General features: G+C 62.3%; 13 protein-coding genes and 1 riboswitch. Of the genes, 3 read left to right on the top strand and 10 right to left on the bottom strand.

Annotation, left to right across the window (positions count from 1 at the left end; genetic code table 11):
• Positions 1–25: 25 nt before the first annotated feature.
• The 5 genes from MHM97_RS06450 to metZ form a co-directional block, all read right to left on the bottom strand.
• Entirely contained in the window at positions 26–1,264 is a 1,239-nt protein-coding gene (locus MHM97_RS06450; protein ID WP_239320901.1) for an aspartate kinase, read from the bottom strand.
• 135 nt (positions 1,265–1,399) lie between these two features.
• On the bottom strand, positions 1,400–2,848 hold the full coding sequence (locus tag MHM97_RS06445; RefSeq protein WP_239320899.1) for a TrkH family potassium uptake protein: 1,449 nt from the start codon (positions 2,846–2,848) through the stop codon (positions 1,400–1,402).
• Positions 2,849–2,895: 47 nt separating this feature from the next.
• Positions 2,896–3,564: a hypothetical protein gene (locus tag MHM97_RS06440; protein WP_239320896.1), complete on the bottom strand. Its 669-nt coding sequence runs from the start codon at positions 3,562–3,564 to the stop codon at positions 2,896–2,898.
• Positions 3,565–3,795: 231 nt separating this feature from the next.
• The gene (gene folE2, locus MHM97_RS06435; protein WP_239320893.1) at positions 3,796–4,899 is read right to left on the bottom strand and encodes a GTP cyclohydrolase FolE2; all 1,104 of its coding nucleotides are present in this window, start codon (positions 4,897–4,899) and stop codon (positions 3,796–3,798) included.
• A 193-nt stretch (positions 4,900–5,092) separates the two neighbouring features.
• Entirely contained in the window at positions 5,093–6,280 is a 1,188-nt protein-coding gene (gene metZ / locus MHM97_RS06430; RefSeq protein ID WP_239320890.1) for an O-succinylhomoserine sulfhydrylase, read from the bottom strand.
• Positions 6,281–6,357: 77 nt separating this feature from the next.
• Positions 6,358–6,435, bottom strand: a riboswitch (SAM riboswitch).
• 348 nt (positions 6,436–6,783) lie between these two features.
• Between metZ and MHM97_RS06425 the strand changes: the two genes are divergently transcribed.
• Positions 6,784–7,716, top strand: a complete 933-nt coding sequence (locus MHM97_RS06425) for an alpha/beta hydrolase (RefSeq protein WP_239320887.1) — start codon at positions 6,784–6,786, stop codon at positions 7,714–7,716.
• 205 nt (positions 7,717–7,921) lie between these two features.
• Here MHM97_RS06425 and MHM97_RS06420 read toward each other — a convergent pair whose 3' ends face one another.
• Both MHM97_RS06420 and MHM97_RS06415 read right to left on the bottom strand, forming a co-directional pair.
• Entirely contained in the window at positions 7,922–8,560 is a 639-nt protein-coding gene (locus MHM97_RS06420; RefSeq protein WP_239320885.1) for an inner membrane-spanning protein YciB, read from the bottom strand.
• Between the two features lie 44 nt (positions 8,561–8,604).
• Positions 8,605–9,510: a DMT family transporter gene (locus tag MHM97_RS06415; RefSeq protein WP_239321408.1), complete on the bottom strand. Its 906-nt coding sequence runs from the start codon at positions 9,508–9,510 to the stop codon at positions 8,605–8,607.
• Positions 9,511–9,617: 107 nt separating this feature from the next.
• Here MHM97_RS06415 and MHM97_RS06410 point away from each other — a divergent pair, with 107 nt between their 5' ends.
• On the top strand, positions 9,618–10,109 hold the full coding sequence (locus MHM97_RS06410) for an MgtC/SapB family protein (RefSeq protein ID WP_239320882.1): 492 nt from the start codon (positions 9,618–9,620) through the stop codon (positions 10,107–10,109).
• A 36-nt stretch (positions 10,110–10,145) separates the two neighbouring features.
• On the opposite strand, the gene ftsY is transcribed toward MHM97_RS06410, so the two are convergent.
• Both ftsY and MHM97_RS06400 read right to left on the bottom strand, forming a co-directional pair.
• The gene (gene ftsY, locus MHM97_RS06405; RefSeq protein WP_239320880.1) at positions 10,146–11,312 is read right to left on the bottom strand and encodes a signal recognition particle-docking protein FtsY; all 1,167 of its coding nucleotides are present in this window, start codon (positions 11,310–11,312) and stop codon (positions 10,146–10,148) included.
• A 73-nt stretch (positions 11,313–11,385) separates the two neighbouring features.
• Positions 11,386–12,021, bottom strand: a complete 636-nt coding sequence (locus tag MHM97_RS06400; RefSeq protein ID WP_239320877.1) for a lysoplasmalogenase — start codon at positions 12,019–12,021, stop codon at positions 11,386–11,388.
• Positions 12,022–12,148: 127 nt separating this feature from the next.
• Between MHM97_RS06400 and MHM97_RS06395 the strand changes: the two genes are divergently transcribed.
• On the top strand, positions 12,149–12,562 hold the full coding sequence (locus MHM97_RS06395; protein WP_239320874.1) for a hypothetical protein: 414 nt from the start codon (positions 12,149–12,151) through the stop codon (positions 12,560–12,562).
• 65 nt (positions 12,563–12,627) lie between these two features.
• On the opposite strand, the gene xseA is transcribed toward MHM97_RS06395, so the two are convergent.
• Positions 12,628–14,136: an exodeoxyribonuclease VII large subunit gene (gene xseA, locus MHM97_RS06390; RefSeq protein WP_239320872.1), complete on the bottom strand. Its 1,509-nt coding sequence runs from the start codon at positions 14,134–14,136 to the stop codon at positions 12,628–12,630.
• Between the last annotated feature and the right edge of the window lie 68 nt (positions 14,137–14,204).

Here is a 14,204-nt window from a genome sequence, read left to right as displayed (position 1 = left end):
CGCATTCAATCAGCGGCAACGCGTATCAGCTTGCCTTGTCGAGCTCGAACGCATCATGCAAGGCCTGCACCGCGAGCTCCATGTATTTGCGATCCACCAGCACGGAGATCTTGATCTCCGACGTGGTGATCACCTTGATGTTGATGCCCTCATCCGAAAGCACCTTGAACATCTTGGCGGCAACGCCGGACTGCGACCGCATGCCGATCCCGACGACGGAAATCTTCGCCACACCAGTGTCCGCCACCAGTTCGGCATAGTTCAGCTCGCCCTTGTCCTTGTAGGCGTTGAGCGCAACCTCGGCGCGCTGCACCTGATCGGTGGGGCAGGAAAAGGTCATGTCGGTGCGGCCATCTTCAGAGATGTTCTGCACGATCATATCGACGTTCACGCCCGCATCAGAGAGGCAGCCAAAGATGGTCGCCGCAATGCCGGGACGATCCGCGACCGAAAGACAGGTCAGCTTGGCCTCATCGCGAGAGTAGGCAACGCCGTTAACAACATTGGATTCCATGATTTCCTCCTCGTCGCAGACCAGCGTGCCGGCCTCGTCGGATTGTTCTTCAAAGCTGGAGAGCACGCGCAGCTTGACCTTGTAGCGCATGGCCAGTTCCACAGAGCGGGTTTGCAGCACTTTTGCACCCAAGGATGCCAGTTCCAGCATTTCCTCAAAGGCGATCTTGTCGAGCTTGCGCGCCTTTTCACAGATGCGCGGATCGGTGGTGTAGACGCCGTCCACATCGGTGTAGATGTCGCAGCGCTCGGCCCCAAAGGCCGCCGCAAAGGCAACCGCCGTGGTATCAGACCCACCGCGCCCCAATGTGGTGATACGGCCCTCGGGCGAAATCCCCTGAAAACCTGCAACCACTGCCACTTTCATCCCCTCGCCGAACTTGGCGTTGATATTGTCGGTGCCGATGTCCTCGATCCGGGCCTGACTATGGGCGGAGTTGGTCTTGAGCGGCACTTGCCAGCCCTGCCAGCTGCGCGCGGGCACGTCCATTTCCTGAAGCGTCAGCGCCATCAGCCCGGCGGTCACGTTCTCGCCAGAGGACACGACCGCATCATATTCACGCGCATCATACAGCGGCGAGGTCTCGCCCACCCAGCCGACCAATTCGTTGGTCTTGCCGGACATGGCAGAGACGATGACGATCACGTCATAGCCCTTGGCGACTTCGACGCCGACACGTTTGGCGGCGCGGCGAATGCGATCCGGATTGGCGACGGATGTGCCGCCGAATTTCATCACAAGTAGGGGCATGAGGTGTGGTTTCCCTCCGCTTGCGGGGTTAAGGGTTCGCGCGTTCTTAGGCGAGCAACCAGCCAAGGGCAAGACGGACCTGCCCTTTATTTCAAGGCAGCTGGTGTTTTGCGCAAGCATCAGCCCCAAGCGGAACTAGCTGCGCCAGAAACGAACCGTCAGGATCGCATAAACCGCCATCAGCTCCAGCCGCCCGATCAGCATGGCAATGGCCAGGATCCACTTGGCGGTGTCGTTGAGCGGCGCAAAATTGCCCGCAGGCCCGATTATATCGCCCAGACCCGGGCCGATATTGGCCACAGCGGTTGCCGCACCGGAAATGGCGGTGATGAAATCCAGCCCCGTCAGCGCCAGCGCCCAGGCGACAATGCCCAGCGTGATGACGAAAAACATAAAGAAGGAGATCACCGAGCTCAGCACATCCGGCGTCACCGGCCGCCCCTCGTAGCGAGGCACAAACACCCCGTTGGGCGAGCGGATCCGCTGCACCTGCACCCGGATCGAGGCAAAGAGCAGCTGGTAGCGGAAGATCTTCACCGAACAGGCCGTCGAGCCCGCACAGCCCCCGATCAGGCCGATGAAGAAGAAGATCATGATCAGAAACGCGCCCCATTGCATGTAGTCCACGCTGGCATAGCCGGTGCCTGACATGATGGAGATGATATTGAACAAGGCTTCGCGCACGGCTTGCTCGGGATGGTGCGGGAAGATAGTCACAAGGACCGCGGCCGAAACCAGGACCAATACGGCAATGGTGGCCAGGAAAGTCTGGATCTGACTGTCCCGGAACAGGGGCGTCATCTGGCCATTCACCATCTGCACATAGCGCACGAACGGCAGCGCCGCCGCCACCATGAAGAACGAGGCCGCATATTCCGCCGGGCCGGAGAACGTCCCGAAGGATGCGTCGTAGTTGGAAAACCCGCCGGTGGACGTGGTTGTCATCGCATGCACCAACGCATCGAACGGCCCCATCCCCAAAACGGTATAGACCAGCGCACAGACCATGGTCAGCACCAGATAGATGACCGAGATCTGCTTGGCGATCTCCTGCGCGCGCGGCAGGATTTTCCCCATGGTGTCAAAGGCTTCGGACTTGAAGATCTGCATGCCGCCGACCCGCAGCTCGGGCAGGAACACCATGGCCACCACAATGATGCCGATGCCCCCCAGCCATTGCAGGATTCCGCGCCACAGCAACAGCCCGCGCGGCAGATCGTCCAGACCGGAGATCACGGTGGAGCCGGTGGTGGTCAGCCCCGACATCGCCTCAAAGAACGCATCGGTGAAACTCAGTTCCGTCGCGCCCAGCATCAACGGGATTGCCCCAAAGAACGGCAGCGCCACCCACACCAGCGTGGTTAGCAGGAAGGTCTGGCGGATCGACAGCCCCCGCCCGATGCCATTGGCGCAGGTCAGGGCCAGACACCCCCCCGCCAAAAGGCAGATCACGGCGCTTTCCAAAAACACCGGCCACTCCCCCTTGCCATCATAGAGGTCAAGGAGAAGTGGAAAGACCATCATCCCGCCCAGAATGGTAACGAGCAGGCCGATGACATATCCGATGGGGCGCAGATCCAACATGAGGCGCAGCGTTGGCAACCCCTGCTCAGACTGTCAAGACAAAGCGATCACGACTCGCGCTTTGTCCCATCTTTACCGGTTTTCGGCCCCGGCATCTCCGGCGGAGTCGAGGGCGAGCGCGGACGCCGGCGCGGCGCAGCTTTGCTCTGCTCCGGGGTCGCGGGGCGTGCCTCCCGAACCGGCTGAGCGGTCTTTGTTTTTGCCGGCGCAGTGGCCTGCGGGCCTGTCGATTTGGTCGCGGGCTTTGCCGCCTCCGGTGTGCCAGCGCTGACACGTGCCGCTTGCGCAGGACGTGCAGGTTGCGAGGTTTTGGCGGGCGACGCGGCCTTGCGCGCCGGTGTCGCCGGTGTCGCCTGTGCCGTCAGGGTCTTGGCCGGTGCTTTCTGAACCGCTGCCTTGGCGGGAGAGGGTTTTGGCGCTGCCTTTCGCGTGGCGGGCTTGCGGGCTGCCGGCTTGCGCGGGGCTGTGGCTGTCTTGGCCGCAGCGGTGGCCTGCGTACCCGCGGCCCCTTCAGCCGCAGCAGCAGGGCCATGCATCCCGCTGATCCACTCCTGTTGCGCCTTCAGCATTACCTGCGCCATATGCAACTGGTGCTGCGGCGCCTCGGCCGCCCATGTCGCCATGGCGCGCATCATCTTTACCTGCCGCCCAAAGGCATAGCCTGCCCAAGCCTGCGGCGTTGTGGGAATGTCTTTGAAACCTTCAAACCGGATCATGTGAGCTCCTCAAGGTCGGTCATTGTCGCATTCAAACAGGCCAGGCGCCCGCTTGACTGACGCAAGCGCCCCCTCACGACTCACGCTAACATGATTTTCCTTCGCAACAGCAGCAAAAATGCCGCGATGCGGCAAAAACCGGCACCCGACCTCCGATCAAGGGGGCTTGTCTTCATCTTCTTATAAATATCTCGGGGAGCGCGAGGGGCAGCGCCCCTCGCATTGATCGCGTCAACCGCGATGGATCAGGGTCGAAAACAGCTGCGGGTCAAGGCTTGGTGCGGCAAACATCGTCCCCTGTGTCAGCACCGAGACCGCGTCATGGCTGTGCAGGCTTTCCTGATGGCTCGCCACCACCCGGAAATCGCCCACGCGCGCGTCGCTTTGCAGCGCCTCACAGAACAGCCGTGCGGCATCTTCGACAAAGATCGGATTGGCCGCATTCAGCTCCGCAAAGGCCTGCTCATCCTCGCGTTTGACCATCACCTGCGTCTCTGTCGGCACTGCACGACGACAGTGGTCGATCAGGTCCTCGAACCACAGGCAGCCGCTATCCTGTTCCATTTGCACGGAAATCCGCGCAACCGAGCGCTGCGAATGCGGTGTCGCCAACTGCCCACGTGCCTGACGCGCATGCTCTGAGAGTTCGAGCGAACAGGGACAGGTGGAGGAGTACACGTAATCCAGATGCACGATGCGATGACGTTGCCCGGCGATCTGCACCAGCTCCAGCGCCACGTCGTAATACTGATAGCCCGACAGACCCGAACGCAGGCTCTCCACCTTCACCGGAAAGGAAAACCGCATCTGAAGCCGCGCATCGCCGCTGTCAAGATCACTGAGGTAGTCCTCAAGTGCCGCCTCCATCACATCAAAGGAGAACACTTTTTCCGCATGTTTGTAAAAGCTGCGCATGATGCGGGACATGTTGATGCCCTTTTTCTCGGCATCAAGGCTCACGGTGCCGGTCACGCTGGTTTCAAGCGTCAGATCCCCGTTGTCGCGGGTATGAAAGCGGATCGGCAAGCGGAAATTGGAAATACCGACGTGCTGGATCTGCTCTTTTGCGCCCCGGATCAGGCTGGACGGGCCGTTTTGCAGATCCGGCAACGTCGCGCGATAGGTCTCGGATGCGTCGAATTCTTCCGGGTACTGGCGCTTCAGATCCGGATAGTTCGGCACTTCCCGGTTCGGCAGCAACCGTGCGATCGCCGGGTCGAGCTGCGCCACTTCGGTCTCGCTGGCACCACCGGCCCAGCGCCGCAGCACGGCCAATGCCTCTTCGGCCTCCGACCGATCCGGCGTGTCGTTCACATCACGAGAATGGATATTCATAAACCCGTACTCCTGTCCCAGCAGCAAAGCGCCTGCCCGCAATTATCTAGGGTAGTACGGCAGGAAACACAAAACAGATCACCTAAAAACGCCACTAAAGGTCTCTGATCTGACCTTTTGCACCGTGCTTTCCCGCCCCGCGATGGGTCCGCAGCAGAGCGCTCAGGTTCTGCTGCGGCAGGTTCAAGGCAAGTCAGCTGATCGCCGCAAGCGCCTGATTTACATCCGCGATCAGGTCGTCCGCATCCTCAAGGCCCACCGAGAAGCGTACCAGCCCGTCGGTGATCCCAAGTTCGGCGCGCTGATCTTCGGACAGGCGCTGGTGGGTGGTGGTGGCCGGATGGGTGGCGATGGATTTCGCATCGCCCAGATTGTTGGAAATCACCGGGATCGTCAGCGCATTGAGGAAGGCAAAGGCCGCGTCCTTGCCGCCCTTGATATCCAGTGACAGCACCGTGCCGCCCTTGCCGCCCAATTGCCGCTGCACCAGATCATTCTGCGCATGGGTCTTCAGACCCGGATAGATGGTGCGCGCCAGGGCTGGATGCCCGTCCAGCGCCTCGGCGATCTGCAACGCGCTTGCGGCCTGTGCATTGACCCGCAGGTCAATGGTTTCCAGTCCTTTGACGAACATCCAGGCATGAAACGGGCTGAGCGAGCCGCCGGTGTGTTTCATGTAAGGCTCCAGCGTGCCGCGGATGTAATCCTTGCTGCCCAGCACCACGCCCCCCAGCGCGCGCCCCTGCCCGTCGATATGTTTGGTGGCCGAATAAACCACCACATCCGCCCCCTGTTCGATGGCGTTGGAAAACACCGGCGTGGAGAACACATTGTCGACCACGACTGTGGCGCCGACCGCATGGGCAATTTCGGCGACGCCTTTGATGTCGATCACCTCAAGCGTCGGGTTCGACATGCTCTCAAAGAACACCGCCTTGGTATCCGCGCGCACGGCCGCACGCCATGCGTCCAGATCGGTGCCATCAACAAATGTCACCTCAACCCCATAGCGGGTCAGGATGCTCTCGAGAATATAGAGACAGGACCCAAACAGCGCCTTGGCAGACACCACATGATCGCCCGCCTTCAGGATCGAGGTCAGCGCGCCATTGACCGCAGCCATGCCGGATGCAGAGGCAAAAGCGTCCTCCGCCCCTTCGAGCAGCGCGATACGTTCCTCAAACATCGCAACGGTGGGGTTGCCATAGCGGGCATAGATGAACTCATCCGGGCCGGTCTCGATAAACCGCGCCTCTGCCTGCTCTGCACTGTCGTAGACAAACCCCTGGGTCAGGAATATCGCCTCGCTGACCTCGTTGTACTGGCTGCGCCGGGTGCCGCCGTGAACCAGTTTGGTGCGTTTGTTCCAGGTCTCAGTCATCGTATCGCCTCCGCCGGTCACCGCCGCTCTCTTGCGGGCCGCGCATAAAAAAACTCCCGTTCGGCCAAGCGAAAGGGAGTCCCGTCGTCCTGACCTCTTTAGCGGCTTTTTTACGTGGCCCGCAATCCGGTAAACAAATCGCCACGATGCAACATTGCGCAGATCCCGCGCAACATTGCGGAATGTGGTACTCCCGAGCGTCCCTGACGTCAAGTCCAGCCTTTTTGCAAACGGTCACGGCAATCTTCTTTCCACCGTCGGCCTATTCCAAGACAAGACGCACTGCCTGCATGGGCTGAATGCTTCAACCAGCTGCTCAAAAGGGTCCGCCACCGCCAAGCGTCCCGGCAGGCGCTCGTCCAGATCGACCGGGTCCGCCGCGACGTGGTATATGACCTCTTGGCCGCAGCTCATGGCCGTCACCTCATCGTTACCCAGCCGTCACCTTCCCGTCACCGCAAGCCGCTACCGGATAGGAAAAATCATGGCTTTGGGGGCCTGTGATGGCAGTGATCCGTATTAATGCAGTGGGTGAGACGCCGGTGCTTCATGCCCGGCTCAGGTCGTTTGACGATGGTATCGCGCGATTGGCAGATGTGCCGGGGCCGGTGGTGATCATGGTGCATGGCTATAAATACCAGCCCGGCAATCCCAACCACTGCCCGCATCGCCACATCCTGTCGCTTGATCCACAGCATATGCCGTGGCGCGCGCCGTCCTGGCCACGTCAGCTCGGCTTTGGCCTTGGCCGCAGGGACGAGGGGCTCGCGGTGGCGTTTGGCTGGGACGCCAGAGGCACGCTGGCCTCGGCGCAGGCACGCGCCTTGGCAGCGGGACGGGCCTTGGCACAGGTGGTGCGCAGCCTGCACGCACAAGCCCCCGCCCGCGACATCCATATCATCGGGCATTCTCTGGGGGCCGAGGTGGCACTGGAGGCCCTTCACTGGCTGCCCGCCGGTGCCGTGGGACGGGTGATCTCCTTGACCGGCGCCAGCTATCAGAGCCGAGCGGCAGCGGCGCTGGCGACACCGGCCGGACGCGGGGCAGAGTTTTTCAACGTCACCAGCCGCGAGAACGATGCGTTTGATTTTATGTTCGAGACCCTGACCCGGTCGCCCGAACGCGGCGATCGCGCCATTGGTCAGGGGTTTGAGGCCCCGAATGCGGTGACCCTGCAACTCGATTGCCTCGATACGCTGGAGCATCTGGCGCAGATGGGCCATTCCATCGGCCTGCCCGAGCGGCGGGTGTGCCACTGGTCGTCCTACATGCGCCCTGGAGCGCTTCGTCTGTACAAGCGTCTGCTGCGTCAGCCGGAACGCACGCCCCTACCCTTGATGCAGCAAGTGCTGCCAGAGGTGCCCGCGCGGCGGTGGTCACGCCTGCTGAGCCTGCGCCCGCAGCCAAGCCCGATGCCGATCTGGCAGCGGATCTGACCCTCCCCAGACTCACTCCTGTTCCTGCAAAGGCGGGTGTCCTCCCGCCCCTTTCCGCGACAGCCAAAGGCTGCACCAAAAGCGTTGGGCCGGGCGTGAGCCGCGCCTGAAAGGCGCGGCTCACGCCCCCCGGCGATGCGCGAAGCGCAGCGCAAACCCTTAAACCGGGTCGCGTTTCAGCTGAAAGCAAGCGCCGCGTGCGCGCTCACTCAGCCTCACTTTCCTCTTCGATACCGTAGGTCTGAAACAGCTTCGCCTGCGTCATGAAGAACAGGAACATGGCCGCCGTGAGGCCAAAGGTCTTGAAATAAACCCAGGTCTCGGTGCTCATCATCCGCCAGATGACCTCATTGGCCACGGCCAGCCCAAAGAAGAACGCACAGAGGCGGCGGGTGAGGATCATCCACCCCTCGTCCTGAAGCGGCATCATTTCCTCCATGACCACCCGCAGGTAGCTCTGCCCCCGCAACAGCCCCACGCCCAACATGCCGCCAAACAGCAGGTAGATCATCGTCGGCTTCATCTTGAAGAACCGCTCGTCGTTGAACCAGACCGACAGCCCGCCAAACACCACGATCAGCACCAGCGTCATCACCTGCATCTTCGACAGCTTGCCGGTCAGCTTCCACAGGATCAGCGTCGACAGCACCATCAGCGGCACAAAGCCGGCGGTGACCACGATGAACCCCTCATAAGAGGTGCCGCCGATCTCAAACGCCTGATCCTTGAGCCGCAGATAGGCGACGAAGAACAGCACCACCGGGCCGAACTCCAGCAGGTTCTTCACCAAGGGGCTGATCTTGCGCGCCTCACCAGTGGATGCATCGCTTGTCTGTTCGCTCATAGATGGCCTCTCATGTCCCAGTTCATTCCTGTCAGATGGCACCCTCAGCCCCCCATTTCAACAATCACCGCACCGGCCGCAATCAGCGCCATCAGCGCGATGCGGCGGGGGCCGACGGTTTCCTTCAGCACCAGCCAGCCGATGATTGCGGCAAAGACCGTCGATGTCTCGCGCAGGACCGCCGCCTCGCCCACCTTGTCAAGCCGGGTGGCCAGCATCACCGACCCGAAGGAGGCAAAGGCCACCAGCCCGCCGAAGAACCCGCGCACCATCAAAGGGCCCACCGTGGGCCGCTCCGCGCCCAGCCGATGCCAGCGCCAATAGGCGTAGATCGGCATGGTGACCCCATCGATCATGAAGAACCACGCCAGAAAGGTGAAAGGATCGGCAGTCGCCCGAATGCCATAGGCGTCGTAGGTCGTGTAAAGCGCCACAAACAGCCCCGTTGCCACCGCAAGCAGCAACGCAATCCCGAGGGTTTCACGCGCGGTCACAAGGAAGATGAAGTTATAAACCGCAAGGCCAAAAATCCCCGCGAGCAGCACGCCCACACCAAGCCACTGCACCAGCGTGAAGGTCTCGCCAAACAGCCAATAGGCCCCGATCACCGCAAACAGCGGCCCGGTGCCACGGACCACCGGGTAGACCACCGTGTAGGCGCCTTTGGTATAGGCCATCGCCTGCAACACTTTGTAGATCACGTGGATTACCCAAACGCCGAGGAAAATCAGCCACATATGCGGCTCCGGCCAGGGCACCACAAACAGCGCAAACGGTGCCGCCATCACCGCATAAGAGGCATCAATCGCCCCGCGCGACAGCCATGGATCATGCCGCCCCTTTTGCAGCGCGCCAAAGACCGCGTGCAGAAAGGCCGCCGACACCGCCAGGATCAGTGCCGCCTGATGGCCTGCCTCGGTGCCTTCCAGGGAAATCAGCCAGTCGCTCAGCATATACGGTCCTTTTCAATACAAGGTCTCAAATGATGGAATGAAGAAAATCGGGAACCCTGCCGCACTGCGCACGTTGACTGTTCATCACAGACAATCGGGGCATCATGTTCGACACCGCCATCCAGCAGATCACCAGTGAATTCACCAGCACCTTTTCCGTGGTGCCCGCGCCGGTGGCGCTGGCCCGGCTGCTCGCGGCCAGTGCATTGGCGGCGCTGGTGGGGTTGGAGCGGGAGATGCTCGACAAACCCGCAGGGCTCAGAACCCATATTCTGGTCGCCGTCGCGGCCTGCCTCTTTGTGGTGCTGGGGCGCGAGATTGCCGCGCTGGATTTTGGCGCAGACGCCCAGCGCAACGATCCCCTGCGCATGATCGAGGCGGTGACTGCCGGGGTGGCCTTTCTTGCAGCGGGCCTGATCTTCACCGCCGGGGACCGGGTGCGCAATGTCACCACCGGGGCCTCGCTCTGGCTTGCAGGCGCGATCGGTTTGGGCTGCGGCGCGGGTCAGATGCCGCTGGCGGCGATGGCTACCGCAATTGTCCTCACGGTGCTGTTTGCGCTGCGCCATGTGGAGAGATGGATGACCCGGCATTGAGCTTCGATCCTCAGGTCCCGTTTTCAAGCCCCGTCTTCAAACCCCGTCTTCGAGCCCGGTGAGCGCGGCGGCGAACTCCTCGGGGTCAAAGGGCGAAAGATCGTCAATTTGCTCGCCCACGCCAATGGCATGGATCGGCAGGCCGAATTTATCCGCAAGCGCCACCAGAACGCCGCCCTTGGCGGTGCCGTCGAGTTTGGTCATCACCAGCCCCGAAACATCCGCAAGCTGGCGGAAGGTTTCCACCTGTGACAGCGCGTTTTGCCCGGTGGTGGCATCCAGCACCAGGAGCGTGTTGTGTGGGGCTTCGGGATCTTTTTTGCGAATGACACGCACGATCTTTGCCAGCTCTTCCATCAGGTCGGCGCGGTTTTGCAGACGTCCGGCGGTGTCGATCATCAAGAGATCCGCACCATCGGCCTCAGCCTTGGTCATCGCATCAAAAGCAAGACTCGCGGGATCTGATCCTTCGGGCGCGGTCAGCACCGGTACACCGGCGCGGTCTCCCCAGACTTGCAGTTGCTCCACGGCGGCGGCGCGGAATGTATCACCTGCGGCAATCACCACGGTTTTCCCTGCCGCGCGGAACTGGCTGGCGAGCTTGCCGATGGTGGTGGTCTTGCCAGAACCATTGACGCCGACCACCAGTACCACCTGCGGCTTGGACGGATAAAGTGGCATCGGACGTGCCACAGGCTCCATCACGCGGGCGATTTCCTGCGCCAGAAGCTCTCGGATCTCGCGGCCCGACACCCGGCGGCCCATGCGGCCTTCGGCGATATTGGCGGTCACCCGCAACGCGGTATCGACCCCCATATCGGAGGCAATCAGCATCTCCTCGAGGCTTTCCAGCATATCGTCATCCAGCACCCGACGCGGCTCGGACGCTTTGCCGCGCCCCATGAGCCGACCCAATAGGCCCGGTCTGGATGCCTCCGCCTGCGGTGCAGGGGCGGGCGGAACGATGGGGGCAGGTGCAGCGGTGGACGCCCCTGCCGCCGGTGTGTCGGCGGGGCCTGCATCGGCCGGAGCTGGTGTCGTCTCTGCCGAAGGCTGCGTCTTTTCAACAGGCGCGGGGTCCGGGGTGGTCTCCGCTGCGGGGTCCGGGGTCACGGCCCCCTCTTCAACAATCGCATCCACCTCCTTGCCGAGGCGGGATGAGGATTTCAGCAACCGTTCCTTGAGCTTTGAAAAAAGCGCCATCTGGGTCTCCGCAGGGTCGTTTGACCTTCACCTAATGCGCTTTGACGCGGGATGCAAAGCGCAATGAGATGTTTCACAAGAGAAGCACCGCGAAAAACAGCGCCTGCGCCCCCCAGTAGAGCACCCAGACCGTTGGTGCGGTCAAGCGGCGTGCGGGGTGCGCGGGTGGCAGCACAAAGGTCTCCACCGCCAGAACCATATCGGACAGCATGAACATCACCGCCGCGCCCCAAATCAGTGGCTGGGGCAAGGTGAACCCCGCCAGCGCCATCGCAACGATCACTGGCACATACAAAAGCACCGCCACACGCATCTCGCCCGCATGACGCGCCAGCATCCGCGCCATCCCTATTGCGATCAGGAACAGCAACAGTACGGCCCAGAGCATGGGCGCAGTTGCCAGCCGCATAGTGTCTGACCCCGGCAGCGACAGAAACAGCCAGACATAGGCCAGATGCCCAGCGGCGAAACTGGCAACACCTGCCCGAAACGCGCGCTCTCCCGGGCGCGACAGGGCCAGATCGCCCAATGCACAGAGCCCCAGCGCCACAGCCAGCAGCGGCATCTTGAGGGCAGCCATCAGCGCCAGGATCAAAACCGCACCGGTTTTTAGGGCAGACCGCACCCAGCTTTCCCGGGCATGTACCAGGCAGAGATACCCCAGAGCAGAGACCCCTGCCCCCAACAGCCCAATCATGTCTGCGGTCATATGTTGCCTCCCCTGCGATCTGACGGCAGGTTGCGCCGGGCGTTGTGGAAGGTCAAAACTGACCTTGCGCCACCTTGCCGCGCAGTGCCCTCTTGGCCGGGCGCTGAAACTGCGCCATGGTGAGGACATGTTTGTTTCACCCTCACGGATCGCAGTTGCCCTCGCATTGGGCATGTCCCTCAGCTCTGGCGCTCCGCTGAGCGCGGCTGATACCGAGCGTTTTGACAGCTACACACAGGGCCGCACCATTCATTTTGACTGGCAAGGTCAACCCTATGGGGCGGAGCGCTACCTGCCGGGGCAGCGCGTGATCTGGTCCTTTCTCGATGGGCGCTGCATCGAGGGCGAATGGTATATGCAGGCGGGCGATATCTGCTTTGTCTATGAAGATCGCCCCGATGCACAGTGCTGGAGCTATCAGATCGACGACAGCGGCCTGAGCGTCACCATTGAACGCGGCTCGGGTCCGGCGCTGACGCTGACCGAACAAAAACGCCCCCGTGACGAGATGGTCTGCCTCGGCCCGGAGGTCGGGGTCTGAGGCCCTGAGGGATGCGAGGCTCTGCCTCGCGCTCCGGGATATTTTGAGTTAGAAGAGTTGGGGCGTCAGAACAGCGAGCCCTGCTCGCCCGGTGTTTTGGGCGGCTTGGGCGCGGCTGGTTTGGGCGCGGTTTTCTTTGGTGTTGCTGCGTTGGCGCCGATCTCCACCGTGCCATCCGCAAATTCGATGGAGAGCGCAGCCGCTGTGCGCGCGTCAGCCGTATTGGTGACCAGCGCATCCCCATCGCGCACCACCGCATAGCCACGGCTGAGGGTGGCCTTGTAGCTGAGGATTTCAAGCTGGCGCGCGGTGGCCGACAGGCGATCCGAGTGGCGCTCAATCCGGCTGGTTTGCGCGGCATTGAGGCGCTTGCTGATCCGGTCGAGCGCGTCGCGTTTGCGCGCCGTGTCCTGCTGGATCGGGCGAAGCGTGAGGCGTGACGACAGGTTCTTTAGACGGTCCTTGCGTGCCTCAACAAGGCTGCGCAGGGTGGCAGGCCGTAGAGAGGCTGCGCGCTCGCTGAGCGTAAGTTTGCGCCGCTGCACGCCCGAAATCAGCGCATTGGGAAGACGGTCTGACACCCGGTCCAGCCGCTGGCGCGGGGTTTCCAGCAGCGTATCCGGGCGCGGCAATGCGCGGGCCACGTCGCCCAGCCGTTGGCGGCGCAGCTGCACCGCGCGGCTGGTGGCATTGGCCATGCGCGCGCTCTGGTTTTCGACCCATCCCAAGAGTTCAAGCCGCACCGGAACCGCATGTTCCGCCGCCGCCGTTGGCGTGGGCGCCCGCAGGTCAGAGACATAGTCAATCAGCGTCGTGTCCGTCTCGTGCCCGACGGCAGAGATCAGCGGGATCTGACTGGCGGCAACCGCACGGGCGACGATTTCCTCGTTAAAGCCCCACAGATCCTCGATCGAGCCACCCCCACGGGCCACGATAATCAGATCGGGCCGGGGCAAGGCCCCGCCGGGGCTGAGGCTGTTGAAGCCGTCGATGGCGCGGGCCACCTCGGGCGCGCAATTGCTGCCCTGAACCGCCACGGGCCAGACCAGAACCTTGCGCGGAAACCGGTCCCGCAGCCGATGCAGAATGTCGCGGATCACCGCCCCCGAAGGCGAGGTCACCACCCCGATGATCTGCGGCAGATACGGCAGCGGTTTCTTGCGCTCCGGTGCAAACAGCCCCTCGGAGGCCAGCTGCGCCTTGCGTTTTTCCAAGAGCGCCATCAACGCGCCCTGCCCCGCAACCGCAACCTCGTCGACGTTCATATTGTACTTGGATTGCCCGCCAAAGGCCGTGAGCCGCCCGGTGACAACCACCTCCAGCCCCTCTTCGGGCACCACGGAAAGGCCCGAAATCTGACCTTTCCACGTGGTGCAGGCCAGCACCGAGCGGTCATCCTTGATGTCGTAGTAAAGATGCCCGGAGCGTGCCTTGAACACCCGCCCGACCTCGCCGCGCACCCGGATGCGGCCAAAGCTGCCTTCCAGTGTGCGTTTGATCTCGCCGGAGATCTCGGAGACAGAAAACTCTGGTGCGTTCTGGCCCGGAGAGGGATCATCAAGGAGGTCGGACATGGGAATTTCGGGCTCCGGTTTGATCTGCGATTGGATCTGGCTGCTCTGACACCTGCCACCGGAGGGAA

It is taken from the genome of Epibacterium sp. Ofav1-8 (assembly GCF_022348185.1).
Taxonomy (GTDB): Bacteria; Pseudomonadota; Alphaproteobacteria; order Rhodobacterales; family Rhodobacteraceae; genus Epibacterium.
Note: the sequence above shows the minus strand (reverse complement) of the source record. Positions and strands in the feature narration are given on the sequence as shown.